Here is a 25,170-nt window from a genome sequence, read left to right on the forward strand (position 1 = left end):
TCACATCCCCGCCATCGGCGTCATGCTGTGGCGCTCGAGCAGCGCCTGGCGCGTGGTCGCGCTCTCGAGCTGCGCGAGCCACCATTTCAGTGCCAGGCCGAGCTGCGGCTTGCGGCCCGCGCCCGGCGCGCTGCCGTCCGGCACGCGCCACGCATACCCGAGCCGGCCGATGCTCGACGAGCGCTGCACCGGCTTGACGATAAGCCGCCCGGCGGCGATGTGCTCGCGCGCCATCGGCTCGGGCACGAAGCCGCAGCCCATGCAGCGCAGCAGCGCATCGATCTTGAGCTGCATGCTGCTGACGGTCAGCACGTCCTGCCCGGGCAGCAGGTTGACGGTCATCGGCGCCATGCGCTGCGCCGAATCGGCGACCGCGACCGCGCGGTGGCGCAGCAGCTCCGCGTCGCTCAGCGGCTGGGTCGCGCCGGCCAGCGGGTGATGCGGTGCGATCGCGAACACGAAGGGCAGCTGACCGAGCTCCCTGATGTGCACGCCGGGCACGGTGGTGCGGTCCATGCCGACGCCGATCGTCAGGTCCACCTGTCCTGTCGTCAGCGCCTCCCAGGTGCCGGTCAGCACCTCGGTTCGCAGGCGCAGGCGCGTGCCGGGACCGCTGTGGTTCGCGGGATCCGCCAGATCCACGGTCTTCGCGGCCGCGCGCGGCCGCGCGACCTGCGACGACGCGCACAACGTGTAGAACGACTCGCACAGCTCGAACATCGTGAGCCGCGAGATCACGCCGTCGACCGCGATGCTCAGCTGCGTCTCCCAGCCGGTCGCGACGCGCTTGACGCGATTCGCCACCGCATCCATCTGCTCCAGCAGCCGGCGCCCCTCCTCGAGGAGCTGCTGCCCGGCGGCGGTGAGCCGCGCCTGGCGCGAGCGGCGGTCGAACAGCAGCACGTCGAGCGCGTCCTCGAGCTGGCGCACGCTGTAGGTGAGCGAGGAGGGCACCTTGCCGAGCTCGCGCGCCGCGGCAGCGAAGCTGCCGGTGCGGGCGATGACGTCCATCATCGTCAGGGCATCTGGCGTCAATACGTTCCGGCTGTCGGGCATGGGGCGATCGCGTGGGGAAAGTCGTTCATCTTATTTGAACGATCACTTCAACGTGCGGCGTTCGACGCCGCCGGGTCACCGCCCTAAAGTCCTTCCATCGAAAGGACGACGCACCATGATCACCATTCGCAAGGCTTCCGACCGCGGCCACGCCGACCACGGCTGGCTCAAGAGCCACCACAGTTTCTCGTTCGCCGACTACCACGACCCGCGCCACATGGGCTTCGGCAACCTGCGCGTCATCAACGAAGACCGCATCGCCCCGGGCACCGGCTTCGGCACGCATGGTCACCGGGACATGGAAATCGTCAGCTACGTGCTGTCGGGCGAGCTGGCGCACAAGGACTCGATGGGTAACGGACAACCGGGCCCGGGGGGCGCCGCCGGTGCCAAGGTCAGCGGCGTCATCAAGCCGGGCGACGTGCAGCGCATGAGCGCCGGTCGCGGCGTGATGCACAGCGAGTTCAACCATGCGCCGGACGCCACCACGCACTTCCTGCAGATCTGGATCGAGCCGGCCGAGCGCGGCATCGAGCCGGGCTACGAGCAGAAGCACTTCGACGCCGACTCCAAGCGCGGCACGCTGCGCCTGGTCGCGTCACCGGACGGCCGCGACGGTTCGGTAACGATCCACGCCGATGCCGCGCTTTACAGCGGCCTGTTCGATGGTGACCAGACCCTCAGGCGGGCGCTCGACCCGGCCCGCAAGACGTACGTGCACCTGGTGCGCGGCAGCCTGACGGTCAACGGCCACGCGCTGCAGGCTGGCGATGCGCTGCGCCTCGAGCACGAGAGCGAGCTGTCGATCGAGCACGGCCGCGATGCCGAAGTGCTCGTGTTCGACCTGCATTGACCTGCCCACTTCCCCTTTCCCGACCTCCAACCTCCACCAAGGAATTCACGTGTTCAACTCCCTGCAAAATCCCCTGGCCCTCATCGGCCGCATCCTGCTCGCGCTGATCTTCGTCACGTCGGGCTTCGGCAAGATCACCGGCTTCGAGGGCACGGTCGGCTACATCGCCTCGAAGGGGCTGCCGATGGCGTCGGTCGCCGCGGTGATCGCGATCGTCATCGAGCTCGGCGGCGGTCTGGCGGTGGTGTTCGGCTTCCTGACGCGCTGGGCGGCCCTCGCGCTGGCGGTGTTCACCGTGATCGCCGCCTTCATCTTCCACGCCTACTGGGGCGTGCCGGCCGAGCAGGTCATGATGCAGCAGATCAACTTCTGGAAGAACATCTCGATCGCCGGCGGCTTCCTCGTGCTCGCGGCCTTCGGCCCCGGCGCGATCAGCATCGACGCCAAGCGCGGCAACTGATCGTCGGCGCGCAAGCCGCCTCGGCGACGGGGCGCGGCTTGCTACAGTTCCTCCCATGGAACTGATGTTCAAGGTGATGGCGTTGCTGCCCTGGCTCGATTGGGCGGCCGTCGCCGTCTTCTTCGTGGGCTGGGGCAGTTACGCCCACTTCTCGCGGCACGGCGCGGCGTCGAACCGCTCCGTGCTCGCGGCGACCAACGCGGTGCGCCGGCAGTGGATGCTGCAAACCACCTACCGGGAAGTGCGGGTGATCGACGGCGTCGTCATTCAGAACCTGTCGACCAGCCCGTCGTTCTTCGCGTCGACCACGATCCTGATCATCGGCGGCCTGCTCGCGGTGCTCGCCGGCGACAAGGCGAACGACCTGGTGCGCGAACTGCCGTTCGCACAACGCACCAGCACGCTGATCTTCGACCTGAAGCTGATGCTGCTGCTCGGCATCTTCGTCTACAGCTTCTTCCGCTTCACGTGGTCGATGCGGCAGTACACCTTCGGCGCGCTTCTCGTCGCCGCGGCGCCGGAGGCGGAGCGGTTCCTGACCGAGAAACTGTCGCGTGACGACTTCGCCGACAAGGCCGGCCGCATCGTCGGCCTCGCGGCCGAGACCTTCAACGACGGCCTGCGCGGCTACTACTTCGCGTTCGCCGCGATCGGCTGGTTCTTCTCGCCGCTGATCTTCATGGGCGCGACCCTGGGCGTGATCTACATCCTGTACCAGCGGGAATTCCACTCCGAGGTGCTGAGCGTGCTGACCTCGTGAGCAGGCGCGTTCACAGGTCGCGCGCGAGCCGCACGCCGCTGAACTGCCACTGCGCATCGGTCGGGAAGAAGTTGCGGTAGCTGGCGCGCACATGGGCCGCGGGCGTGGCGCATGAGCCGCCGCGCAGGACGTACTGGTTGCTCATGAACTTGCCGTTGTATTCGCCGACTGCGCCGGGCAGCGCGCGGTAGCCGGGATACGCGGCGTAGCTCGACTGCGTCCACTCCCAGACGTCGCCGAACATCTGCATCGGCTCGTCGGCGGCGTCGTTCTCGGCGGGCAATGGATGGAAGGCGCCCCGATCGGCGAAGTTCGGCCGGCCGGGCGTGCGCAGGCGACGCGCCGCCTGCTCCCACTCGACCTCGGTGGGCAGGCGCGCCCCGGCCCAGCGCGCGAACGCGTCGGCCTCGAAGTAGCTGAGGTGGCACACGGGGGTGCGCGGGTCGACCTCGACGGCACCCTGCAGCGTGTGATTGAGCCACGTGCCGTCGACCTGGCGCAGGTAGAGCGGCGCGCTGCGTTCGCCGCTGCGCACCCAATCCCAGCCCATCGACAACCACAACTCCGCGCGTCGGTAGCCGCCGTCCTCGATGAACGCGAGGTATTCGCCGTAGTTCACCGGCCGCGAGGCGATCTCGAAGGGCGCGGTGTAGACGCCGTGGCGAGGCGTCTCGTTGTCGAAGCAGAACTCGCCGTCCAGCGCCGGATCGTGGCCGTGCTCGATCAGTCCGCCGGGTTGGGCGAACCAGCGCAGCGGCTGCGCGCGCACGTTCGTCATCGGCCAGCGCCGCGCGTAGGCAGCATGCGTGGGGTTGAAGCTCAACACGTGCTTGATGTCGGTCAGCAGCAGCTCCTGGTGCTGCTGCTCGTGATGCAGGCCGAGGGTGACCAGCGCGGCGAGTTCCGGTTCGCTGCCGCGCGCGGCCAGCAGGGCCTGCATGCGCTCGTCGACGGCCGCCCGGTAGGCCTTGACTTCGGCGAGCGTCGGGCGCGTGATCAACCCGCGCTGCACGCGGGGATGCATCTCGCCGACGCCCTGGTAGTAGCTGTTGAACAGCACGCGGAAGCTGGCGTCGAACGGCTTGAAGCCCGGCTCGTGCGGCTCGAGCAGGAAGGTCTCGAAGAACCAGGTGATGTGCGCGAGGTGCCACTTGGTCGGGCTGGCATCTGGCATCGACTGGACCTGGCAGTCTTCCGCTGTCAGCGGGGCCGCGAGTGCCAGCGTGCGCTCGCGCACCGCGGCAAAGGCGCGGGCCAGCTCGACGGGCTGCAGGGCCGGGGCGGCGGGCCGTTGGGCGATCTTCATGGCGTCGGCTCCGTGGGTCAACACGAAGGATTCGTTGCAGACGAGCGGACCTTACGCGGTCGGCACCGGCACCAGTGTGTCACTCAACGTCCGCCGCGCGTCGAAAACGAAACAATCCCCTTCGAAATGCTTTCCACCGGCTTCCTCGAAGTAGCGCAGGATGCCGCCCTCGAGCTGCAGCACGTTCTCCACGCCGGCCTGCGCCATGAGCAGCGCGGCCTTCTCGCAGCGGATCCCGCCGGTGCAGTAGCTGACGACCGTCTTGCCCGCGAGCTCGGCGCGGTGCTGTTCCAGTGCCTGCGGGAAGTCGCTGAAGCGGTCGATGCGCCAGTCGTGCGCGCCTTTGAAGCGACCGTGGTCGACTTCGAACGCGTTGCGGGTGTCCAGCGTCACGACCTCGCGCCCCCCGTCGTCCACGCCCGCATCGAGCCAGCGCGCAAGCGTCCTGGCGTCGACCGCCGGGGCACGCCCCGCCTGCGGGCGGATCGTCGGGTGGTTCATGCGGATGATCTCGGGCTTGACCTTGACCAGCAGCTTGCCGAACGGCTCGGTGCCCGACCAGCTCTCCTTGAGCGGCAGCGCGGCGAACGGCTCGCGCGCGGTCAGCCACTGCACGAAATCGCGCACGCCTGGTTCGGCGCCAGCAAGGACGAGGTTGATGCCCTCGTCGGCCAGCAGCACCGTGCCCTTCAGGCCGGCGCGCCCCGCTTGTGAGCGGATGCTCTCGCGCCATCGCGCGGTGTCGTTGAGAGCGACGAAGCGGTACGCCGAGATGTTCAGAATTGATTCCACAACGCAAATTTTACGGGGCACGCGCTCCCTAAAATGCGGCAATGGCTTTCGTTCACCTGCGCACCCACACCGAGTTTTCCGTCGCCGACGGCACCCTGCGAATCGACGACGCGATCAAGGCCGCCGCGGCCGATGGACAGGCCGCGCTGGCGATCACCGACCTGTCCAACCTGTTCGGCGCGGTCAAGCTGTACAGCGGCGCGCGCAAGAAGGGCGTGAAGCCGATCATCGGCGCCGATGTCTGGCTCGAGCCCGCCGGCGGCGAGAAGTCGCCGAGCCGGCTGGTGCTGCTGGTCCAGAACCGGCAGGGCTACCTGAACCTGTGCGAGTTGCTGTCGCGGGCGTGGCTGCAGCACGAGCAGCGCTCGCAGGCGTGCGTGAAGTGGGCCTGGCTCGCCGAGTTGAACGCCGGGCTGATCGCGCTCTCCGGTGCCGAGATGGGCGCCGTCGGCCAGGCGCTGGTGGCAGGCGACACCGGGCGCGCCGAGGGGCTCGCGCGGCAGTTCGCCGAGTACTTCCCGGGGCGCTTTTACATCGAGTTGCAGCGTGCCGGCCTGCCCGGCAACGAGGCCCATGTGCGCACCGCCGTGCCGCTGGCGGCTCGCCTGCAGCTGCCGGTCGTCGCGACGCACCCGGTGCAGTTCGAGACGCCGGACGACTTCGACGCGCACGAGGCCCGCGTCTGCGTCGCCGAAGGCGAAATGCTGACCAACCCGAAGCGCATCAAGCGCTTCAGCCGCGAGCAGTACTTCAAGAGCCAGGCGCAGATGGAGGCGCTGTTCGCCGACCTGCCGAGCGCGCTCGCGAACACGGTGGAGATCGCCAAGCGCTGCAACCTGAGCCTCGTGCTGGGCAAGCCGCAGCTGCCGGACTTCCCGACGCCGATCGTCGACGGCCAGCCGCTCGCGATGGCGGACTACTTCAGCATCCTGTCGCACGAGGGCCTGGTCGAGCGGCTGAAGCAGCGCTATCCCGACGAAGCGGAACGCGAGCGCCAGCGCCCGCGCTACGTGGAGCGGCTCGACTTCGAGATCCAGACGATCCTGAAGATGGGCTTCCCGGGCTACTTCCTGATCGTCGCCGACTTCATCAACTGGGCCCAGAACAACGGCTGTCCGGTCGGGCCGGGGCGGGGCTCGGGCGCGGGCTCGCTGGTCGCGTACTCGCTCAACATCACCGGCCTGGATCCGCTGCAATACAACCTGCTGTTCGAGCGCTTCCTGAACCCCGAACGGGTGTCGATGCCCGACTTCGACATCGACTTCTGCCAGGGCAACCGCGACCGCGTGATCGACTACGTGAAGCAGAAGTACGGCCGCGACGCGGTGAGCCAGATCGCGACCTTCGGCACGATGGCCGCGAAGGCCGCGCTGCGTGACATCGGCCGCGTGCTCGGCATGGGCTACGGCCATGTCGACTCGATCGCCAAGCTGATCCCGGCGCCGCCGGGCAAGCAGGTCACGCTCGCCAAGGTGCCCGAGCAGCCGGACCCGGGGCTGATCTACGCCCGCAGGGAAGCGCCCGAACTCGAGCAGCGCGAGGCGGCGGAGGAGGAAGTCGCCGAACTGCTGGCGCTGGCGACCAGGGTCGAGGGCATCACCCGCAACGTCGGCATGCACGCCGGCGGCGTGCTGATCGCGCCGGGCAAGATCACCGACTTCTGCCCGCTCTACATGCAGCCGGGCAGCGACAGCGCGGTGAGCCAGTTCGACAAGGACGACGTCGAGGCGATCGGTCTGGTCAAGTTCGACTTCCTGGGCCTGGCGACGCTGACGATCCTCGAACTCGCGAAAGACTTCATCAAGGCGCGCCGGCCGCAGTTCAAGGACTTCGACTACGACAAGCTGCCGCTCGACGACCCGCGGGTCTACAAGCTGTTCAGCGACGGGCGCACCGAGTCGGTGTTCCAGTTCGAAAGCGCCGGCATGCAGCGCATGCTGAAGGACGCGCGGCCGACCCGCATCGAAGACCTGTTCGCGCTGAACGCGATGTTCCGCCCCGGCCCGATGGAGAACATCCCGACCTTCTGCGCTCGCAAGCATGGCAAGGAGGAGGTGAGCTATCCGCACCCGCTGCTCGAGTCCGTGCTCGGCGAGACCTACGGCGTGATGGTCTACCAGGAGCAGGTGATGCAGGCCGCGCAGGTGCTGGGCGGCTACTCGCTCGGCGGCGCCGACCTGCTGCGCCGCGCGATGGGCAAGAAGAAGGCCGAGGAGATGGCACAGCACCGCCAGATCTTCCGCGACGGCGCGGCGAAGAAGGACATCTCGAAGGAAGCCGCCGACGAGGTCTTCGACCTGATGGAGAAGTTCGCCGGCTACGGCTTCAACAAGTCGCACGCCGCCGCGTACTCGCTGCTGGCCTATCACACGGCCTGGATCAAGGTGCACTGCACGGCCGAGTTCTTCGCCGCGAACATGACGGTCGAGATGGACGACAGCGACAAGCTTCGCGCACTGCTCGTCGACGCAAAGACCTTCGGCATCACGATCGAGCCGCCGGATGTCAACAAGGGCGTGCACCGCTTCGAGCCGGTCTCGGACAAGGTCGTGCAGTACGGCCTGGGCGCCGTCAAGGGCACTGGCCAGGGCGCGATCGAGGCGATCGTGCGCGCGCGCAGCGAAGGTGGGCCGTTCACCAGCCTGTTCGACTTCTGCGCGCGCGTCGACCGCAAGCAGCTCAACAAGCGCGTCGTCGAGGCGCTGGTCAAGGCCGGTGCATTCGATGCGTTGCACCCGGAGCGCTCGGCGATGCTCGCGAGCGTCGGCCTCGCGCTCGACTGGGCCGACACGCAGGCCGCGCATGCCGACCAGGGCGGCCTGTTCGACTTCGGCGGGGAGGACGACCACGGCGCGAGCACGCAGGAGCCGCCGCTGATCGCCGCGGAGCCGTGGAGCATCAAGGAGCGCCTGACGCTCGAGAAGGGCGCGCTCGGCTTCTACCTCTCCGGCCACCTGTTCGACCAGAGTGCGACCGAGGTGCGCCGCTTCGCGAAGCGCCAGATCGCCGATCTGCTCGACAGCCGCGAGCCGCAGCTGCTGGCCGGCATCGTCACCGACCTGCGCGTGATCAACGGCCAGCGCGGGCGCGTCGCGATCTTCAAGCTCGACGACAAGAGCGAGGCGATCGAAGCGGTCGCGAACGAGGACCTGCTGAACGCGAACAAGGAGCTGCTCAAGGACGACGAGCTGATCATCGTGCAGGGCAAGGTCCAGCCCGACCGGTTCTCCGGCGGCCTGCGGCTGACCGTGGCCAGCGTGTGGGACCTGGCCGGCGCGCGCTGCCGCTTCGGCAAGTACCTGCGCGTCGCGGTCAACGGCAGCGTGCCGCCGGTGGCCGAGGTGCTGCGCGACTTCCCGTCGCGGTGCATCGCGACCGAACACGGCGACCTGCCGCAGGGGCTGACGGTGCGGCTCGAGCTGCACCGTGAGGCCGCAAGCGGCGAACTCGATCTGGGCGAGGCCGCGCGCTTCTATCCGACCGATGCCGCGCTCGATCGCTGGCGGGCCGGCGCGCACCACGGGCAGGCCGTCGTCGTCTACGAATGACCATCCCGCCGACCACCGGGCTGGTGCTGACCGGCGGCGGTGCGCGCGCGGCGTATCAGGTCGGCGTGTTGAAGGCGATCGCGCAGATCCGGCGCGACTGCGGGCAGCTCGGCGCGGCCAACCCGTTTCCCGTCATCACCGGCACGTCGGCCGGCGCGATCAATGCGGCCGCGCTGGCCAGCCGGGCCGACGATTTCGACGCTGCGGTCGCCAGCCTCGGCGCGGTGTGGGAGGACTTCAGGGCCGAGCAGGTCTATCGGGCCGATTCGTTCGGCGTGATCCGCACCGGCGCGCGCTGGCTGACGATGATGTCGGTCGGCTGGGCGATCGCGCGATGGCGCCGCGCGCGCCCACGCTCGCTGCTGGACAACACGCCGCTGGAGTCGCTGCTGAAGCGCCTGGTCGACACCGAGCGCACGCGCCGGATGATGCGCGACGGGCACCTGAAAGCGCTCGCCGTCTCGGCGTCGAGCTATGGCTCGGGCCTGCACGTGACCTTCTACGACGCGCTCGGCGACATCGCACCGTGGACGCGCTCGCAGCGCATCGCGGTGCGCGACGCGATCACCGTGCCGCACCTGCTCGCGTCGTCGGCGATCCCGTTCGTGTTCCCTGCGGTCGGCCTGCGGATCGGTGATCACGTCGAGTACTGCGGCGACGGCTCGATGCGCCAGGCCGCGCCGATCTCGCCGGCGGTCCACCTGGGCGGCGAGCGCATCCTGGTCGTCGGCGCCGGCCGCATGCACGAGCCGCCCGGCGAACGTGCCGGACAGAGCGAATACCCGAACCTCGCGCAGATCGCCGGCCATGCGCTGTCGAACATCTTCCTCGATGCGCTCGCGGTCGACATCGAGCGCCTGCGTCGGATCAACAGCACGCTCGCGCTGTTGACGCCCGAGGCGCGCGCCGCCACCAGCCTGAAGCCGCTCGAGGTGCTGGTGATCGCGCCGAGCCAGCGCCTGGACGACATCGCCGCCAAGCACCTCGGCGAACTGCCGGCACCGGTGCGCGCGATGTTGCGCGGCATCGGGGTGCAAGGCCGCGGCGACGACGCCCGGGGCGCGGCGCTGGCCAGCTACCTCCTCTTCGAAGCGGGCTACACGCGCGAGCTGATGGCGCTCGGCGTGGCGGACACGCGGCACCGCCGCGATGACGTGGCCGCGTTCTTCGGCTGGACGCTGCCGGCCTGACGGCTACTTCTTCTTCGTCGCGGCGGCCGCAGTCACGGTCGTGGCCGTCAGCGCCGCGCCATTGACGGTCAGGCCTTCGGCCGAGAACTTGGCGGCGTTGCCCGCACCGACGCCTTTCACGCGCGACTGCAGGTCGGTCCAGTCCTTGAATGCGCCGCTCTTGCGCGCCTCGACGATGCGGGCGGACATCGACGGACCGATCCCCTTGATGCTTTCGAGTTCGGCCTGGGTGGCCTTGTTGACGTCGGTCGCCGCGAAGGCGAGGGCGCTGAACAGGGTGATGGCGATGGCGAGGATGGCTTTGACGACGGTCATGACGGTCTCCGAGAGTTCGGGCGGTGCGGGATTGCAGCCCGGATCGAAGTGTCTCGACGCAATGCCGAACTGACCATCGCCATCAGGGGGCGACCCTTAAGACGGACCCTCGAAAGCGGGTCGGACCGATCGCAAAAAGCCCCGCGCGCGGCGGGGCTCGGAGTGGGCGGACGGGTCCGCCGTCGGGGGCCTTTACTTCTTCGCGGCGCTCGCCGATGCAGCAGCGGAAGCCGCAGCGGCCGGCTTCTTGGCGTCCTTGGCAGCCGCCTTGTCGGCCTTCGCCTTCTTGGCTTCTTCGGCCGCCGCCGCCTTGGCGGCCTTCTTCTCTTCCCGTTCCTTCTTGGCGGCTGCCTTCTTGTCGGCGGCGCTCATCTCGGTGGGCTTGGCGGCAGCGGCCGGGGCGGCGGCGCTGGCTGCCACCGGAGCGGCCGGTTTCGCGGCCGGCGTGGCGGGCTTGGCCGGGGCACCGGCGAACGCGGTGCCGTTGACGGTCAGGCCCTCGGTCGAGAACTTGGCGGCGTTGCCTTCGCCGACGCCCTTGACGCGCGTGACCATGTCCTGCCAGTCCTTGAACGCGCCCTTGTTGCGCTCCTCGATGATCCTGGCCGAGATCGCGGGGCCGATGCCCTTGACGCCTTCGAGTTCGGCCTGCGTGGCCTTGTTGGCGTCGACCGCGGCGAACGCGGCGGCGGCGAAAAGCGCCAGCACGGCGGCGAGAATCTTCTTGATCATGGAGCTACCTCGGTTGTTGCGGAGTCGCCGGCCGGATCGACCGGCGGCAAAGCCCTCAACGGAAGCAGGTGATTGCGCGTTGACCTCCCGCCGCAATATCGCTCAGACGGTGGCGCGTGTGAGCCAGTCGACATACGACCTGACGCCGGTGGCGACGTCGGCGAAGGCGTGGGCGCAACCCGTGGCCCGCAACCGCGCCGGGTCCGCCTGCGTGAAGGCCTGGTATTTGCCGACCAGCGCGTCGGGGAACGGGATGTACTCGACCAGACCTTGTTGCACCATCGCGGCCAACGCGAGCGGCGTCTCGCCCCGCAGTGCGCGCGCGGCGTTGACGGCGGCGAGCGCGACATCGTTGAACGGTTGCGCGCGTCCGGTGCCGAGGTTGAAGATGCCGCTGCGGTCGGGATGCTGCAGGAACCACAGGTTCACCGTGACCACGTCATCCACGTAGATGAAGTCGCGGCTCTGCTCGCCCGGGCCGTAGCCGCCGTAGTCGGCGAACAGCCGCACCTTGCCGGTCTCGCGGAACTGATTGAAGTGGTGGAACGCGACCGACGCCATCCGCCCCTTGTGCTGCTCGCGCGGGCCGTAGACGTTGAAATAGCGGAAGCCGACGACCTGCGTGCTGGCAGTCGGCAGCATGCGGCGCACGACGTTGTCGAACAGCAGCTTCGAGTAGCCGTAGACGTTGAGCGGGCGCTCGAACTCCGGCTCCTCGCGGAACGACGCGCTGCCGCCATAGGTGGCAGCCGAGCTGGCGTACAGCAGCCGAGTGCCCTGCGCCTGGCAGGCGTCGAGCAGGCCCTTCGAGCAGCGGTAGTTCGTGTCCATCATGAAGCGGCCGTCGTGCTCCATGGTGTCGGAGCAGGCGCCTTCGTGGAACACCGCATCGACGTGGCCGAACTCGCCCTTCGCGAACCGCGCGTAGAACTCGCTCTTGTCGAAGTAGTCGCTCAGGCGTGCGCCGAGCAGGTTGCGGTACTTCGGGCCGTCGGTCAGGTCGTCGACGGCGATCACGTCGTCGATGCCGATCGCGTTGAGTCCGTGGACCAGGTTCGAACCGATCATGCCGGCCGCGCCGGTGACGACGATCTTCATGCGAACAACTCCTCGTAGCTGACGGTCGCCGTGCCGAACTTGCCGACGACGATGCCGCCCGCGCGGTTGGCGATCGGCATCGCCTCGCGCAGGCTGAGGCCGGCGTCGAGCATTGCGGCCAGTGTCGCGATCACGGTGTCGCCGGCGCCGGTCACGTCGAACACCTCGCGTGCCTGCGCCGGCACCTGCAGGTGCCCGGCGGCGTCGAAGAGCGACATGCCGTCTTCCGACCGCGTCAGCAGCAGCGCCTCCAGGCCGTGGGCCTCGCGCAGCGCCTGGGCGCGCTCGTGCAGCTGGGCCTCGCTGCTCCACGTGCCGATCACCTGCGCCAGCTCGGCCCGGTTCGGCGTGATCACGGTGGCGCCGGCATAGCGGCCGTACTCGCTGCCCTTGGGGTCGATCAGCACCGGCTTGTTCGCGCGGCGAGCGAGCTCGATCATCTGCGGGATGTGGGTCAGGCCGCCCTTGCCGTAGTCGGAGAACAGCACCGCGCCGTGCTCGGGGAGGACGCGCTCGTAGTCGGCCAGCATGCCCGACAGCACCTCGTGGTCGGGCTGGTTCTCGAAGTCGATGCGGATCAGCTGCTGCGAGCGGCCGATCACGCGCAGCTTGACGATCGTGTAGAGCTGAGGGTCGCTGCCGAGCAGTGCGGTGACGCCTTGCTGCTCGAGCAGCTGCCGCAGCCTGCGCGCCGGCTCGTCGTCGCCGACGACGGTCAGCAGCGTGGCCTGCGCACCCAGCGTCTTGACGTTGAGCGCGACGTTGGCGGCGCCGCCGAGCCGCTCCTCCTCGCGGTTGACCCGCACCACCGGCACGGGGGCCTCGGGCGAGATGCGATCGACCGCGCCGAACCAGTAGCGATCGAGCATCGCGTCGCCGACGACCAGCACGCGGGAGCGCTGGACTTCGGCGAGGGTGGGATGAGCAGCCATCAGAGGTCTTCCAGACGTTGCGGTGGGTAGCTGTCCCAGTTCAGGCAGCCCGGGCATTGCCAGAAATAATGCTGCGCCTCGAAGCCGCAGGCGGCACAGCGGTAGCGGTGCAGCGGCTTCGCGGCGCGGCCGATCGCGTCGCCGAGCGCCTTGGTTTCGGCAGTGTCGAACGCCGCCGCTTCGGTCTGCGTGATCAGCGCTTTCGCGACCGACAGCGTCGGGTGGCTGCGCAACTGTTCCAGCAAACGGGCGCGCTGATGCGCGGGCGCCGGGTCGAGCAGCGCGAGGGCCTCCAGCAGGTCCATCGTCGGCGCGCGGTCGTACAACTCGCGCAGTCGATCGATCGCGGCGGCAGTGCCGCCCGACGCGATCGCGCTTTGCGCGTAGTCCCGGGCCACGAGGTTGAACGCAGCCGGGTGCGCGACCATCAGCACGCCCCACAGCGCGAGCACCTGGGCATGGTCGCCGCGCCGCGCGGCGCGCTGGCCGGCGAGAACGAGCGGGCGCGCGGCCTGCGGGGCGGCCTCGCGTGCGTGCTCGAGGGCCGCGTCGGCTTCGTCCGGCTGATGCTTCGCATCGGCCTCCAGCGCGATCTCGCACCAGTAGTGCGAGATGCGTGGCGCGAACGAGCCGGTGCCGCGGTTCTCGAGCTTCTGCGCGACCTCCACGGCGGCACGCCAGTCTCGCGAGCGTTCGTGCAGCGTCAGCAAGGCCAGGCGCGCTTCGGTGTCGAAGGCCGTGCCTTCGAGCGCCTGGTAGGCGGCCTCGGCGCGGTCGAACAGGCCGGCCTTCATGAAGTCCTGCGCGAGCGCGTGCTGCGCGCGATCGCGTTCGGTGCGCGGCAGGTCGGCGCGGTTCAGGAGGTGCTCGTGCACGCGCACCGCGCGCTCGAATTCGCCGCGGCGGCGGAACAGGTTGCCGAGCGCGAAGTGCAGGTCGGAGGTGTCGGGGTCCTGCTGGACGGCCTCGATGAAGGCGTCGATCGCCTTGTCGTGCTGGTCGTTCAGCAGCAGGTTCAGGCCCTTGTAGTAGGCCTTCGGCGAATCCTTCTGTTCACGCTTCCATTGACGCAGGTCGAGCCGCGAGGCGAGCCAGCCGAACGCGAACGCCAGCGGCAGGCCGAGCAGCAGCCACTGCAGGTCAAAGTCCATCGCGTGGCGGGTGCGGCAGCGTGACCTCGGCGGCCGGTGCGACGACCGGCAGCTCGGCACGCGCCTCGATCACCGGTGCGTGCTTGCGCGCGACGCGGCGGTGCTTCCACCAGCTCGGCACCATCGCGAACACGCCGAAGGCACAGCCGAGCGCGAACGCGGCCAGCACGATGAACACCATCGGCGCACGCCACTCCTGGCCGAAGAACCAGCGGATGCCGGCCTCCTGCTGGTTGTTCAGCGCGAAGGCAAACAGGGTGAAGAAGACGGCGGCCCGGAAGAGCCAGACAAGAAGTCGCATCGGCAGTGCGGCGGGTGCCGCGTCGCATCGGAATCAGGCGGCCGATTCTACCGGCCGACCGATGCGCAACGAGCGTCAAGCGTCGTTGGCCGAAGCCCCGCGTGGCGCGGGCTCGGGGCCGACCGGCACATGCGTGTCGACCGCCTCGCGCAAGGCTTTGCCGGGCTTGAAATGGGGGACGAGCTTCTCGGGGATCACCACCTGCTCGCCGCTGCGCGGGTTGCGGCCCACGCGCGGCGGGCGGCGGTTGATCGAGAAGCTGCCGAAGCCGCGGATCTCGATGCGGTGCCCTTTGGCGAGCGCCGCGGACATCGCATCGAGGATCGTCTTGACCGCGAACTCCGTATCACGGTGCGTGAGCTGGCTGAATCGCTCAGCCAGTTGCGCCACGAGATCGGAGCGGGTCATCGACACCAGTCAGTCAACGGCTCAGCCGTTGTCCTTCTGGTTGTCCAGCTTGGCGCGCAACAGGGCGCCCAGGCTGGTGGTGCCGGCGTTCTCGCGCTCGCTCGTTTGAGCCAGGCGGGTCATCGCTTCCTGGTTGTCGGCGTTGTCCTTGGCCTTGATCGACAACTGGATCGAACGCGTCTTGCGGTCGACGTTGATGATCACGGCGTTGACTTCGTCGCCTTCCTTCAGCACGTTGCGCGCGTCTTCGACACGGTCGCGGCTGATTTCGGAAGCGCGCAGGTAGCCCGTCACGTCGTCGTTCAGCTGGATCTCGGCGCCACGCGCGTCGACCATCTTGACCTTGCCGGTCACCGACATGCCGCGGTCGTTGACCGAGGTGTAGCTGGTGAACGGATCGCTGTCGAGCTGCTTGATGCCCAGCGAGATGCGCTCGCGGTCCACGTCGACGGCCAGCACGATCGCTTCGACTTCCTGGCCCTTCTTGTAGTTGCGCACGGCGGCTTCGCCCGGCTCGTGCCACGACAGGTCCGAGAGGTGCACCAGGCCGTCGATGCCGGCGGCCAGACCCACGAACACGCCGAAGTCGGTGATCGACTTGACGGGGCCCTTGACGCGGTCACCGCGCTGCACGGTGGTCGAGAACTCTTCCCACGGGTTCGCCTTGCACTGCTTCATGCCCAGGCTGATGCGGCGCTTGTCTTCGTCGATCTCGAGGACCATGACTTCGACTTCGTCGCCGAGCGAAACGATCTTGCTCGGGGCGACGTTCTTGTTGGTCCAGTCCATCTCGGAGACGTGCACCAGGCCTTCGATGCCCGGCTCGATCTCGACGAACGCGCCGTAGTCGGCGATGTTCGTGATCTTGCCGAACAGGCGCGTGCCGTTCGGGTAGCGGCGCGACACGCCGTGCCACGGGTCGTCGCCCAGCTGCTTGATGCCCAGCGAGACGCGGTTCTTCTCGGCGTCGAACTTCAGGACCTTGGCCTGCAGCTCCTGGCCGACCTGAACCACTTCGCTCGGGTGACGCACACGGCGCCAGGCCATGTCGGTGATGTGCAGCAGGCCGTCGATGCCGCCGAGGTCGACGAACGCGCCGTACTCGGTGATGTTCTTGACGACGCCGTTGACGATCGCGCCTTCATGCAGCGTGCTGAGCAGCTTGCCGCGTTCTTCGCCCATCGAGGCTTCGACCACAGCGCGGCGCGACAACACGACGTTGTTGCGCTTGCGGTCGAGCTTGATGACCTTGAACTCCATGGTCTTGCCTTCGAACGGCGACATGTCCTTGACAGGGCGCGTGTCGAGCAGCGAGCCCGGCAGGAAGGCGCGGATGCCGTTGACGAGGACGGTCAGGCCGCCCTTGACCTTGCCGTTGACCGTGCCGGTCACGAACTCGCCGGATTCGAGCGAGTTCTCGAGCGACAGCCACGAGGCCAGGCGCTTGGCCTTGTCGCGCGACAGGATGGTGTCGCCGTAGCCGTTCTCGACCGCGTCGATCGCGACCGAGACGAAATCGCCAGGCTGAACTTCGAGCTCGCCCTGGTCGTTCTTGAATTCTTCGATGGGCACATACGCTTCGGACTTCAGGCCGGCATTGACGACCACGAAGCTGTGTTCCACGCGTACCACTTCAGCAGTGATGACTTCGCCGCTGCGCATTTCCGAGCGCGTCAGCGACTCCTCGAACATGGCGGCAAAGGATTCCATGCCGGTGTCGGCAGTCTGGGTTTGGGACATTGAGGTTTCCGGTGCGGCTCTTGCGAACCGCGGGGTTAGGTTGAACAACCGCCGCCCTGACGCACCGCCGGATGAGTGGTGCAGGAGGGAGGGCGACGGACTCTTTCAGCGACCACTCAAGTTGCCTTGAAGGGCCTGCGCCGACCATTCAGGTCTCCCTGAACGGTCTCCGATCCTGCCATGCATTCAGCACTGCATCCACCGAGGCTTCGACGGTCAATGCCGAGTTGTCCAGCAACATCGCATCTGCGGCCGGTCTGAGGGGCGAGACTGCGCGGGTTTGATCCCTGGCATCCCGGGCCTCCAGCTCGGCGCGAAGACTGTCGATATTAGCCGAAATTCCCTTTGAAATCAACTGCTTGTAGCGTCGCTCGGCGCGCGTGGCGGCGCTCGCGGTGAGGAAGATCTTCAGGTCTGCGCCGGGGAAGATCACGGTGCCCATGTCGCGGCCGTCGGCCACCAGGCCCGGCAGTCGATGAAACGACAGTTGAAGCGTGCGCAGCGCGGCGCGCACGAGCGGGAAGGCCGAGATCTTGGAGGCGAGGGCACCGACCTCCTCGAGACGCAAGGTCTCGGTCACGTCCTGGTCGCCCATCAGGATCTGGCCGGGCGGAAAGTGCAGGTCGAGGTTGGTCGCGAGTTGGGCGAGGCGCTGCTCGTCGTCGGCGCGGGTGCCGGAGCGCATCGCCGCCAGAGCCGTCGCACGGTAGACCGCCCCCGAATCGAGGAAGTGATAGCCGAGCCGCTGCGCCAGCGCGCTGGCCAGCGTGCCCTTGCCGGAGGCGGTCGGGCCGTCGACGGTGATGATGGGCACGCCGCGCTCGCGTGCCGTGACGACGCCGAACAGGGTCTCGAAGTAGTCGGGAAAGGTCTTGCCGACGCACTGCGGATCGAGGATGCGCACCGGCAGCCCGGCCGGATTGAAGGCGGCCAGCGAGAAGCACATGGCGATGCGGTGATCGTCGTAGGTGTGGATGGCCGCCGGCTGCCAGGTCGCGGGGGGTGTCACTTCGATGAAATCGGCGCCTTCGGCGACCGTGGCGCCGAGCTTTCGAAGCTCGGTGGCCATCGCCGCGATCCGGTCGGTCTCCTTGACGCGCCAGCTGGCGATGTTGGTCAGGCGTGTCGTGCCGTGGGCATACAGCGCCATCACGGCGAGCGTCATCGCGGCGTCGGGGATGTGGTTGCAGTCGAGCGTGATCGCGTTGAGCGGCCACGAGCCGCGCGAGACCTCGACCCAGTTCCCGCCGAGCAGCACGTTCGCGCCCATCGCCTGCGCGGCGCCGACGAAGGCCAGATCGCCCTGGATCGACGCGCTGCCCATGCCTTCCACCCGCACCGGGGCGGCCGGGTCGGCGGCGAGCGCCCCGAGCGCGACGAAATACGACGCCGACGAGGCGTCGCCCTCGACAGGAATCGAGCCCGGCGACGACAGCCGGCTGCCTTGCGGGATCGTGAAGCGCACCCACTGCTCGTTGCGCACCTTGACGCCGAAGCGTGCGAGCAGGTTCAGCGTGATCGCGATGTAGGGCTTCGATATCAGTTCGCCGACGACCTCGATCACGATGTCACGGTCGCCCGCCACGAGGCACATCGCCTGCAACAGCCCGGTCAGGAACTGGCTCGACACGTCGCCGCGGACGCGGATCGGCGCCTCGAGGTTCAGCGCGTGCGTGGCGCCATCGCCCAGTTGCAGCGGCGGAAAGCCGTCGACGCCGGTGTAGTCGATCACGCACCCGAGCGGGCGCAGCGCGTCGACCAGGTCGCCGATGGGCCGTTCGTGCATGCGCGGCACGCCGCGCAGCGCGAACTGGCCACCCTGGGTCGTGGCGAGCACCGCGAGCGCCGCCGTGACCGAGCGCACCGACGTGCCGGAGTTGCCGAGGAAGATGTCGGCCTCGCGCGCCGCCAGGGCGCCGCCGATGCCGCTGATCCGGACGACCGCTTCGTCCATCGCCACGCCGCAGCCCAGCGCGCGCAGGGCATCGAGCATCACGCGGGTGTCGTCAGAGTCCAGCAGTTCGTGGATCACCGTCGTGCCGGCGCACAGCCCGGCCAGCAGCAACACGCGGTTCGAGATGCTCTTCGACCCCGGCAGCCGCACCGTGCCCGCGGCAGTCGCCAGCGGCGGAAGATCGAGAAAGCGGGTCTTGAACATGCGGCGGCCCAGCTGCTTGGCTGAACGGAGGTTAGCGGTTGGAGTTCGGCTTGGCAGCGTTCATCTGCCAGCCGCTGCGCGCCTCGGACGCGCCGCGGATCATGTCCTCGAGCGCTTCGAGGTTGCCCGATTTCATCGCGTGCTCCATCGCGTCGAGCGCATGGCGGAATCGCGCCGTCTGTTTCAGGACTTCCTCGCGATTCGACATCAGGATGTCGCGCCACACCGCGACATCGCTGGCCGCGATCCGCGTGAAATCTCGAAAGCCCGGGCCGGCGAGCGACAGGTAGTCGCGCCCCGCGGGCTGGCGTGCGACCGAGTTGAAGTAGGCGTAGGCCAGCATGTGGGGCAGGTGGCTCACGGCGGCAAACGCCGCGTCGTGGTTCTCCGGCGTCATCCGCAGCACTTGCGAGCCGATCGCGGCCCAGCAGTCGGTGGCGCGCTGCAGCAGTTCGGGGGAGGTCTGCGGCAGCGGCGTCAGGATGACCTGGCGGCCGTTGTAGAGCGTGGCGTCCGCGTGGCCGATGCCGGCCGATTCCTTGCCGGCGATCGGGTGCGCGGGCACGAACGAGACGATGTGCTCCTTCAGCACGCGGCGCGCCGCGTCGACCACGTCGCGCTTGGTCGAGCCGACGTCCATGATCAGCACGCCCGGCTCGATCAGGTGCCGGATCGCCTTGAACGTGGACTCGGTTGCGGCCACCGGCACCGCGATCAGCACGATGTCGGATCCGGAGACCGCCAGCAGCGCCGACTCGGCGATCGTGTCGATGATGCCGAGCCGCTTGGCCTTCTCGGTCGTCGACGGCGACTTGCTGTAGCCCACCACGCGCTTGACCAGCCCGGCGCGCTTCAGCGCGAGCGCGAACGAGCCGCCCATCAGGCCGCATCCGATCACACCGAGTTGATTGAACATGGCGGCCGCGGCGTCAGTGCACGTCGATCGGGTAGGTGCCGAGCTGCTTGAAGAATGCGCACACGCCCCGCAGTTCGGCCAGCGCGGCGGCCACTTTCGGCTGGTCGGGGTGGCCCTGCAGGTCGATGTAGAAGTAGTACTCCCACTGACCGGAGCGGGCCGGGCGCGACTCGAAGCGCGTCATCGACACGCCATGGTTCTTCAGCGGCACCAGCATGTCGTGTACCGCGCCGGGCCGGTTCGCGACCGAGACCACGATGCTCGTGCAGTCGTGACCCGACGCCTTGGGCTGCGGATGCTGATGGGGGTGCGCGACGATCGCGAAGCGGGTGCGGTTGTGCGCGTCGTCCTGGATCGCGGGGGCCACGACGTGCAGGCCGAACTCGGTCGCGGCGTGCGTACTGGCGATGCCGGCCAGCGAGCTGTCGAGGCTGGCCAGGCGCGCGCCTTCGGCGTTGCTCGCGACCGGCCGGCGCTCGGCGTGCGGCAGGTGGTGGCTGAGCCAGGCGTGGCACTGCGCGAGTGCCTGCGGATGCGCGCAGACCGCGGTCACGTTCTCGAGCGAGTTCTCGCGCCGCAGCAGGTTGTGGCGCACGTACAGGCTGGTCTCGCCGATGATGAACAGCGGCGTGGTCAGGAACAGGTCGAGCGAGCGCGTGACCACGCCCTCGCTCGAGTTCTCGACCGGCACGACGCCGAAGTCGGCCGCGCCGGCGCTGGTGACGTGGAAGACCTCGTCGACGTTCGAACACGGCACCTTGACGATTGTCGAGCCGAAGAATCCGAGGGCGGCGAGCTCGCTGAAGGTGCCGGCCGGGCCGAGATAGGCGACGCGCGTCGGCGTTTCGAGCGCGCGGCAGGCCGACATGATCTCGCGCCAGATCGGCGCGACGCTGTCGCTCTTCAGCGGCCCGGGGTTCGCGGTCTTCAGGCCGTCGATCACCTGGGCCTCGCGCTCGGGACGGAACGCCACCGAGCCCTCGCGCCGCTTGAGTTCGCCGACCTCGAGCGCGAGCGATGCGCGCTGGTTCAGCAGCGCGAGCAGGTCGCGGTCGAGCTTGTCGATCCGACCGCGCAGCGCGAGCAACTCGGGTTCGTTGGGCGAGGAGGGGGCGGTTTCAGCCATGGGACGCTTGAAATTCTCGCATGCAGCGGTGCCGCATACACGGGTCGTCAGCGCGGTGCGGGCGACGCCGCACCGCGCCGAGCGATCACTTGGAGGCAGGCTTCCTGGCTGGCGTGGCGGCCTTCGGTGCGGAGGCGCCCGACGCCGCGGCAGCCGGCGGCACGCCCAGCGATGCGCGGACCTTGGCCTCGAGCGCCTGCAGCTTCGGCTCGACCGACGGACGCGACTCGGCGACCAGCTTCTCGGTGAAGTTCTTCTGCACCTCGGGAACGATCTGCTCGTACTTCTTGCGCACCGGTGACTCGAGCCAGGCGATCAGCTGCTTCAACTCGTCCTCGGTCAGCTTGTCTTCGAGCGCCGCGCCGATCGTCGACGGGGCGAGCTTGATGGCACGCTCGCGCACCATCGGGTTGGTCTCCTCGACGTACTTCTTCACGTCGGCCTCGATCGACTTGCCGATCGCTTCGCGCTTGTCGGCAGGCACCTGCTGAAGCGCGCGGCCGGCAGCCTGGATCATCGCCGCGGCAGGTTGCTCGACGAGCCCGCGGGCGACGTTCTCGATGCCGGGCTGCTGCAGCACCATCAGCTTCTGGATCAGTTCCTTCTTCGCCGGCGACGACGACGCGGGCGCGGCGGTGTTCTGTGCATGGGCGATCGCAGCGCTGGCGAGCAGCGCTGTCACGACAAACTTCTTCATCAGGAGTTCTCCTCGGCGGGCGGCTCGGCGCTGCCGTTGGGTTCAGGGGTGGGGGAGGCGGCGAGGTCGGTCGTGCCGTCGCCGTTGGCGTCATTCTCGACGATGCGCTGCAGGCCGATCAACTGAGCGCCCTGATCGAGGGCGATCAGCGTCACGCCTTGCGTGGCGCGCCCCATCTCGCGGATCTCGGCGACGCGGGTGCGCACGAGCACGCCCTTGTCGGTGATCAGCATGATCTCGTCGTCCGCACGCACCAGCGTGGCCGCGACGACCTTGCCGTTGCGCTCGCTCTGCTGGATGGCGATCATGCCCTTGGTGCCGCGGCCGTGGCGCGTGTACTCGACGATCGAGGTGCGCTTGCCGTAGCCGTTCTCGGTGGCCGTCAGCACGCTCTGGGTTTCGTCCTCGGCGACCAGCATCGCGATCACGCTGACGCCGTCGTCGAGCGCCATGCCGCGCACGCCGCGCGCACCGCGGCCCATCGGTCGCACGTCGTTTTCGTCGAAGCGCACGGCCTTGCCGCCGTCGCTGAACAGCATCACGTCGTGCTTGCCGTCGGTGAGCGCGGCGCCGATGAGGAAATCGCCCTCGTCGAGGTCGACCGCGATGATGCCGGCCTTGCGCGGATTGCTGAATTCATCGAGCGAGGTCTTCTTCACCACGCCCTGCGCGGTCGCCATGAACACGTAGTGGTCGGCCGGGAAGCTGCGGAAGCCGTCGGTCAGCGGCAGCACCACGTTGACCTTCTCGCCGGGCTGCAGCGGGAACATGTTGACGATCGGTCGGCCGCGCGAATTGCGCGAGCCCTGCGGCACTTCCCAGACCTTGATCCAGTAGACCCGGCCCTTGTTGGTGAAGCACAGGATGTAGTCGTGCGTGTTGGCGATGAAGAGCTGGTCGATCCAGTCGTCTTCCTTGGTCTGCGTGGCCTGCTTGCCGCGGCCGCCGCGCTTTTGCGCGCGGTACTCGGACAGCGCCTGGCTCTTGATGTAGCCGGTGTGCGACAGCGTCACGACCATGTCGGTCGGCGTGATCAGGTCCTCGGTGCCGAGGTCCATCGCGTTGTGCTCGATCGTGCTGCGGCGCGCACCCACCTTGGTCTGGCCGAACTCCTGCTTGATGCTGGCAAGCTCGTCCGAAATGATCGCGGTGACGCGCGCCGGCGTGGCCAGGATGTCGAGCAGATCGGTGATCTGCGCCATCACGTCCTTGTACTCACCGATGATCTTGTCCTGCTCGAGGCCCGTCAGGCGCTGCAGGCGCATCTGCAGGATCTCGCTGGCCTGGTCGTCGGAGAGGCGGTACAGGCCGTCCGGCTGGATGCCGTATTCCTTCGGCAACCCTTCCGGTCGATAGGCCTGCAGGCCGCCCGGGTTGTCGCCGGCGACGCGCGAGAGCATCTCGCGCACCATCGACGAATCCCAGCTCTTGCTCATCAGCGCGGCCTTCGCGACCGGCGGCGTCGGCGACTGCTTGATCGTCTCGATGAACTCGTCGATGTTGGCCAGCGCCACCGCCAGGCCTTCGAGCACGTGGCCACGCTCGCGCGCCTTGCGCAGCTCGAACACGGTGCGGCGGGTCACGACCTCGCGACGATGCTCGAGGAAGACCTCGATCAGGTCCTTCAGGTTGCACAGCTTCGGCTGGCCGTCGATCAGCGCGACCATGTTCATGCCGAACGTGTCCTGCAGCTGGGTCTGCTTGTACAGGTTGTTCAGCACGACCTCGGGCACTTCGCCGCGCTTGAGCTCGATCACGACGCGCATGCCCGACTTGTCGGACTCGTCCTGGATGTGGCTGATGCCTTCCAGCTTCTTCTCGTGCACCAGCTCGGCGATGCGCTCGAGCAGGTTCTTCTTGTTCACCTGATAAGGGATCTCGTCGACGATGATCGACTGCCGCTGGCCCTTGTCGATGTCCTCGAAGTGGCACTTCGCGCGCATGATCACGCGCCCACGCCCGGTGCGGTAGCCGTCGCGCACGCCCGACAGGCCGTAGATGATCCCGGCGGTCGGGAAATCCGGCGCCGGGATGATCTCCATCAGCTCGTCGATCGTAGCGCCGGGATTCTTCAGCAGGTGGTGGCAGGCGTCGACGACCTCGTTCAGGTTGTGCGGCGGGATGTTCGTCGCCATGCCCACCGCGATGCCGCCGGAGCCGTTGACCAGCAGGTTCGGCAGGCGGGTTGGCATCACCAACGGTTCTTTTTCGGAACCGTCGTAGTTCGGCCCGAAGTCGACCGTCTCCTTGTCCAGGTCGGCCAGTAGCTCGTGCGCGATCTTCGCCAGGCGGATTTCGGTGTAACGCATCGCCGCGGCGTTGTCGCCGTCGACCGAGCCGAAATTGCCCTGGCCGTCGACCAGCATGTGGCGCATCGAGAAGTCCTGCGCCATCCGCACGATCGTGTCGTAGACCGACTGGTCGCCGTGCGGGTGGTATTTACCGATCACGTCGCCGACGATGCGGGCGGACTTCTTGTACGGCCGGTTCCAGTCGTTGTTCAGCTCGTGCATCGCAAACAGGGCACGTCGATGCACCGGTTTGAGGCCGTCGCGCGCATCCGGCAGCGCTCGGCCGACGATCACGCTCATCGCGTAATCGAGGTACGACCGCCGCATTTCCTCTTCGAGGCTGATCGGCAGGGTTTCCTTGGCGAACTGGGTCATGCGTTGTTTTCTTGAATGCCGAGGGTGACACGCGCTTGAACAAGCGCGCAGTGCAGCCCATCATTGTAATTGCCGTTCCTTGTAGCGCTGATGCAACATCAACGGGCCAGAGCGCGTAGCGCGGGGCCAAAAACAGGTTGCGCGAAAGCCCTATGGCACAATAACTCGGTCGGTGGTCAGCGCCCGGGTACGTGTTCAACGCACGGGGGTTTACCAGTACTTTCCGATTCCGGTTCGGACGTTTTGCAGAACACTACTGCGCCTTCCCTCGAGAGGAGAATCATGAAGAAACTGAACAAGGTGGCGTCGCTCTTTGCAACCGCTGCCCTCGCAACTTCCATGTCTGGCGCGTTTGCGCAGACGGTTGACAACTGGGTCAACGGCAGCGGCAACCTTCCCTGGAAGAACGGCACGAATGAGCTGTGCTGGCGTGATGGCTACTGGACTCCGGCCACGGCAATCGCCGAGTGCGACGGCGCGCTGAAGCCGCCGGCGCCGGCACCTGCCCCCGCACCGGCCCCGGTCGCTGCCCCGGCACCGAAGCCTGCTCCGGCCCCGGCACCTGTCGCCCCGGTCGCGACCTCGGAGAAGGTTACCTTCGCCGCTGATGCGTTCTTCGACTTCGACAAGTCGGTCCTGAAGCCGGAAGGCAAGGCCAAGCTGGACGATCTGGTCAGCAAGATGGGCGGCATCAATCTCGAAGTCATCATCGCTGTCGGCCACACCGACTCGGTCGGCTCCGATGCCTACAACCAGAAGCTGTCGGTCCGCCGCTCGGAAGCCGTCAAGTCGTACCTGGTGTCGAAGGGTGTCGAAAAGAACCGCGTCTACACCGAAGGCAAGGGCGAGAAGCAGCCGGTCGCCGACAACAAGACCGCCGAAGGCCGCGCGAAGAACCGTCGCGTGGAAATCGAAGTCGTGGGCACCCGCAGCACGAAGTAATCAGCCCGGGCCCACGCGGCCCG

22 protein-coding genes are annotated in these 25,170 nt (G+C 68.0%); 6 read left to right on the top strand and 16 right to left on the bottom strand.

The genetic code is table 11. From position 1 onward, the window contains the following. The gene (locus ACWH49_RS19590) at positions 1–1,056 is read right to left on the bottom strand and encodes a LysR substrate-binding domain-containing protein (protein WP_448172987.1); all 1,056 of its coding nucleotides are present in this window, start codon (positions 1,054–1,056) and stop codon (positions 1–3) included. A gap of 115 nt (positions 1,057–1,171) precedes the next feature. Between ACWH49_RS19590 and ACWH49_RS19595 the strand changes: the two genes are divergently transcribed. The 3 genes from ACWH49_RS19595 to ACWH49_RS19605 are packed head-to-tail and all read left to right on the top strand — an operon-like array spanning position 1,172 to position 3,129. Next, on the top strand, positions 1,172–1,909 hold the full coding sequence (locus ACWH49_RS19595) for a pirin family protein (protein ID WP_448172988.1): 738 nt from the start codon (positions 1,172–1,174) through the stop codon (positions 1,907–1,909). A 49-nt stretch (positions 1,910–1,958) separates the two neighbouring features. Continuing rightward, positions 1,959–2,369 carry a DoxX family protein gene (locus ACWH49_RS19600; protein WP_448172989.1) on the top strand — a complete coding sequence of 137 codons (411 nt, stop codon included), beginning with the start codon at positions 1,959–1,961 and terminating at the stop codon, positions 2,367–2,369. 55 nt (positions 2,370–2,424) lie between these two features. After that, positions 2,425–3,129, top strand: coding sequence for a DUF599 domain-containing protein (locus tag ACWH49_RS19605; RefSeq protein ID WP_056467952.1), 705 nt, complete (start codon positions 2,425–2,427; stop codon positions 3,127–3,129). Positions 3,130–3,139: 10 nt separating this feature from the next. Here the strand turns inward: ACWH49_RS19605 and egtB are convergent, their stop codons facing one another. Next, the gene (gene egtB, locus ACWH49_RS19610) at positions 3,140–4,435 is read right to left on the bottom strand and encodes an ergothioneine biosynthesis protein EgtB (protein ID WP_448172990.1); all 1,296 of its coding nucleotides are present in this window, start codon (positions 4,433–4,435) and stop codon (positions 3,140–3,142) included. Positions 4,436–4,486: 51 nt separating this feature from the next. Continuing rightward, positions 4,487–5,227: a sulfurtransferase gene (locus tag ACWH49_RS19615; protein WP_448172991.1), complete on the bottom strand. Its 741-nt coding sequence runs from the start codon at positions 5,225–5,227 to the stop codon at positions 4,487–4,489. 41 nt (positions 5,228–5,268) lie between these two features. Between ACWH49_RS19615 and dnaE the strand changes: the two genes are divergently transcribed. Then, positions 5,269–8,775, top strand: coding sequence for a DNA polymerase III subunit alpha (gene dnaE, locus ACWH49_RS19620; RefSeq protein WP_448172992.1), 3,507 nt, complete (start codon positions 5,269–5,271; stop codon positions 8,773–8,775). After that, complete coding sequence (locus ACWH49_RS19625) at positions 8,772–9,965, top strand: patatin-like phospholipase family protein (protein ID WP_448172993.1); 1,194 nt, start codon at positions 8,772–8,774, stop codon at positions 9,963–9,965. Before dnaE ends, ACWH49_RS19625 begins: the two co-directional genes overlap by 4 nt. A gap of 3 nt (positions 9,966–9,968) precedes the next feature. Here ACWH49_RS19625 and ACWH49_RS19630 read toward each other — a convergent pair whose 3' ends face one another. From ACWH49_RS19630 to gyrA, 13 genes are all read right to left on the bottom strand, one after another. Continuing rightward, on the bottom strand, positions 9,969–10,280 hold the full coding sequence (locus ACWH49_RS19630; RefSeq protein ID WP_448172994.1) for a ComEA family DNA-binding protein: 312 nt from the start codon (positions 10,278–10,280) through the stop codon (positions 9,969–9,971). A 192-nt stretch (positions 10,281–10,472) separates the two neighbouring features. Then, positions 10,473–11,012, bottom strand: a complete 540-nt coding sequence (locus ACWH49_RS19635) for a ComEA family DNA-binding protein (protein WP_448172995.1) — start codon at positions 11,010–11,012, stop codon at positions 10,473–10,475. 102 nt (positions 11,013–11,114) lie between these two features. After that, positions 11,115–12,110 (bottom strand): ADP-glyceromanno-heptose 6-epimerase, encoded by a 996-nt coding sequence (gene rfaD, locus ACWH49_RS19640; RefSeq protein ID WP_448172996.1) that lies wholly within the window; start codon positions 12,108–12,110, stop codon positions 11,115–11,117. Next, positions 12,107–13,042, bottom strand: a complete 936-nt coding sequence (rfaE1, locus tag ACWH49_RS19645) for a D-glycero-beta-D-manno-heptose-7-phosphate kinase (protein WP_448172997.1) — start codon at positions 13,040–13,042, stop codon at positions 12,107–12,109. Before rfaE1 ends, rfaD begins: the two co-directional genes overlap by 4 nt. After that, positions 13,042–14,193, bottom strand: coding sequence for a lipopolysaccharide assembly protein LapB (gene lapB, locus ACWH49_RS19650; RefSeq protein ID WP_448172998.1), 1,152 nt, complete (start codon positions 14,191–14,193; stop codon positions 13,042–13,044). Before lapB ends, rfaE1 begins: the two co-directional genes overlap by 1 nt. Beyond that, positions 14,183–14,494: a LapA family protein gene (locus tag ACWH49_RS19655; protein WP_448172999.1), complete on the bottom strand. Its 312-nt coding sequence runs from the start codon at positions 14,492–14,494 to the stop codon at positions 14,183–14,185. The genes lapB and ACWH49_RS19655 overlap by 11 nt, the downstream gene beginning before the upstream one ends. Before the next feature lie 75 nt (positions 14,495–14,569). Beyond that, complete coding sequence (locus ACWH49_RS19660; RefSeq protein ID WP_056470881.1) at positions 14,570–14,902, bottom strand: integration host factor subunit beta; 333 nt, start codon at positions 14,900–14,902, stop codon at positions 14,570–14,572. A 21-nt stretch (positions 14,903–14,923) separates the two neighbouring features. Then, the gene (gene rpsA, locus ACWH49_RS19665) at positions 14,924–16,642 is read right to left on the bottom strand and encodes a 30S ribosomal protein S1 (RefSeq protein WP_448173000.1); all 1,719 of its coding nucleotides are present in this window, start codon (positions 16,640–16,642) and stop codon (positions 14,924–14,926) included. A gap of 148 nt (positions 16,643–16,790) precedes the next feature. Further along, positions 16,791–18,800 (bottom strand): bifunctional 3-phosphoshikimate 1-carboxyvinyltransferase/cytidylate kinase, encoded by a 2,010-nt coding sequence (locus tag ACWH49_RS19670; RefSeq protein WP_448173001.1) that lies wholly within the window; start codon positions 18,798–18,800, stop codon positions 16,791–16,793. Between the two features lie 31 nt (positions 18,801–18,831). Then, positions 18,832–19,716, bottom strand: coding sequence for a prephenate dehydrogenase (locus ACWH49_RS19675; protein ID WP_448173002.1), 885 nt, complete (start codon positions 19,714–19,716; stop codon positions 18,832–18,834). A 13-nt stretch (positions 19,717–19,729) separates the two neighbouring features. After that, complete coding sequence (gene pheA, locus ACWH49_RS19680; protein WP_448173003.1) at positions 19,730–20,842, bottom strand: prephenate dehydratase; 1,113 nt, start codon at positions 20,840–20,842, stop codon at positions 19,730–19,732. Between the two features lie 85 nt (positions 20,843–20,927). Continuing rightward, positions 20,928–21,539 (bottom strand): hypothetical protein, encoded by a 612-nt coding sequence (locus ACWH49_RS19685; protein ID WP_448173004.1) that lies wholly within the window; start codon positions 21,537–21,539, stop codon positions 20,928–20,930. Continuing rightward, positions 21,539–24,205: a DNA gyrase subunit A gene (gene gyrA / locus ACWH49_RS19690; RefSeq protein ID WP_056467993.1), complete on the bottom strand. Its 2,667-nt coding sequence runs from the start codon at positions 24,203–24,205 to the stop codon at positions 21,539–21,541. Before gyrA ends, ACWH49_RS19685 begins: the two co-directional genes overlap by 1 nt. Before the next feature lie 282 nt (positions 24,206–24,487). On the opposite strand from gyrA, the gene ompA reads away from it, so the two are divergent. After that, positions 24,488–25,147, top strand: a complete 660-nt coding sequence (gene ompA / locus ACWH49_RS19695) for an outer membrane protein OmpA (RefSeq protein WP_056467995.1) — start codon at positions 24,488–24,490, stop codon at positions 25,145–25,147. Positions 25,148–25,170: the final 23 nt, after the last annotated feature.

The organism is Rhizobacter fulvus, assembly GCF_964020785.1.

Bases quoted from the DNA above. Each gene is read 5' to 3' on its own strand.
- pheA (WP_448173003.1), bottom strand. From the start codon at position 20,842: ATGGCTGAAACCGCCCCCTCCTCGCCCAACGAACCCGAGTTGCTCGCG.
- ACWH49_RS19590 (WP_448172987.1), bottom strand. From the start codon at position 1,056: ATGCCCGACAGCCGGAACGTATTGACGCCAGATGCCCTGACGATGATG.
- dnaE (WP_448172992.1), top strand. From the start codon at position 5,269: ATGGCTTTCGTTCACCTGCGCACCCACACCGAGTTTTCCGTCGCCGAC.
- ACWH49_RS19655 (WP_448172999.1), bottom strand. From the start codon at position 14,494: ATGCGACTTCTTGTCTGGCTCTTCCGGGCCGCCGTCTTCTTCACCCTG.
- ACWH49_RS19660 (WP_056470881.1), bottom strand. From the start codon at position 14,902: ATGACCCGCTCCGATCTCGTGGCGCAACTGGCTGAGCGATTCAGCCAG.
- egtB (WP_448172990.1), bottom strand. From the start codon at position 4,435: ATGAAGATCGCCCAACGGCCCGCCGCCCCGGCCCTGCAGCCCGTCGAG.
- rfaE1 (WP_448172997.1), bottom strand. From the start codon at position 13,042: ATGGCTGCTCATCCCACCCTCGCCGAAGTCCAGCGCTCCCGCGTGCTG.
- ACWH49_RS19670 (WP_448173001.1), bottom strand. From the start codon at position 18,800: ATGTTCAAGACCCGCTTTCTCGATCTTCCGCCGCTGGCGACTGCCGCG.
- ACWH49_RS19635 (WP_448172995.1), bottom strand. From the start codon at position 11,012: ATGATCAAGAAGATTCTCGCCGCCGTGCTGGCGCTTTTCGCCGCCGCC.
- ACWH49_RS19630 (WP_448172994.1), bottom strand. From the start codon at position 10,280: ATGACCGTCGTCAAAGCCATCCTCGCCATCGCCATCACCCTGTTCAGC.
- ompA (WP_056467995.1), top strand. From the start codon at position 24,488: ATGAAGAAACTGAACAAGGTGGCGTCGCTCTTTGCAACCGCTGCCCTC.
- gyrA (WP_056467993.1), bottom strand. From the start codon at position 24,205: ATGACCCAGTTCGCCAAGGAAACCCTGCCGATCAGCCTCGAAGAGGAA.
- rpsA (WP_448173000.1), bottom strand. From the start codon at position 16,642: ATGTCCCAAACCCAGACTGCCGACACCGGCATGGAATCCTTTGCCGCC.
- ACWH49_RS19675 (WP_448173002.1), bottom strand. From the start codon at position 19,716: ATGTTCAATCAACTCGGTGTGATCGGATGCGGCCTGATGGGCGGCTCG.
- rfaD (WP_448172996.1), bottom strand. From the start codon at position 12,110: ATGAAGATCGTCGTCACCGGCGCGGCCGGCATGATCGGTTCGAACCTG.
- ACWH49_RS19685 (WP_448173004.1), bottom strand. From the start codon at position 21,539: ATGAAGAAGTTTGTCGTGACAGCGCTGCTCGCCAGCGCTGCGATCGCC.
- ACWH49_RS19605 (WP_056467952.1), top strand. From the start codon at position 2,425: ATGGAACTGATGTTCAAGGTGATGGCGTTGCTGCCCTGGCTCGATTGG.
- ACWH49_RS19595 (WP_448172988.1), top strand. From the start codon at position 1,172: ATGATCACCATTCGCAAGGCTTCCGACCGCGGCCACGCCGACCACGGC.
- ACWH49_RS19625 (WP_448172993.1), top strand. From the start codon at position 8,772: ATGACCATCCCGCCGACCACCGGGCTGGTGCTGACCGGCGGCGGTGCG.
- lapB (WP_448172998.1), bottom strand. From the start codon at position 14,193: ATGGACTTTGACCTGCAGTGGCTGCTGCTCGGCCTGCCGCTGGCGTTC.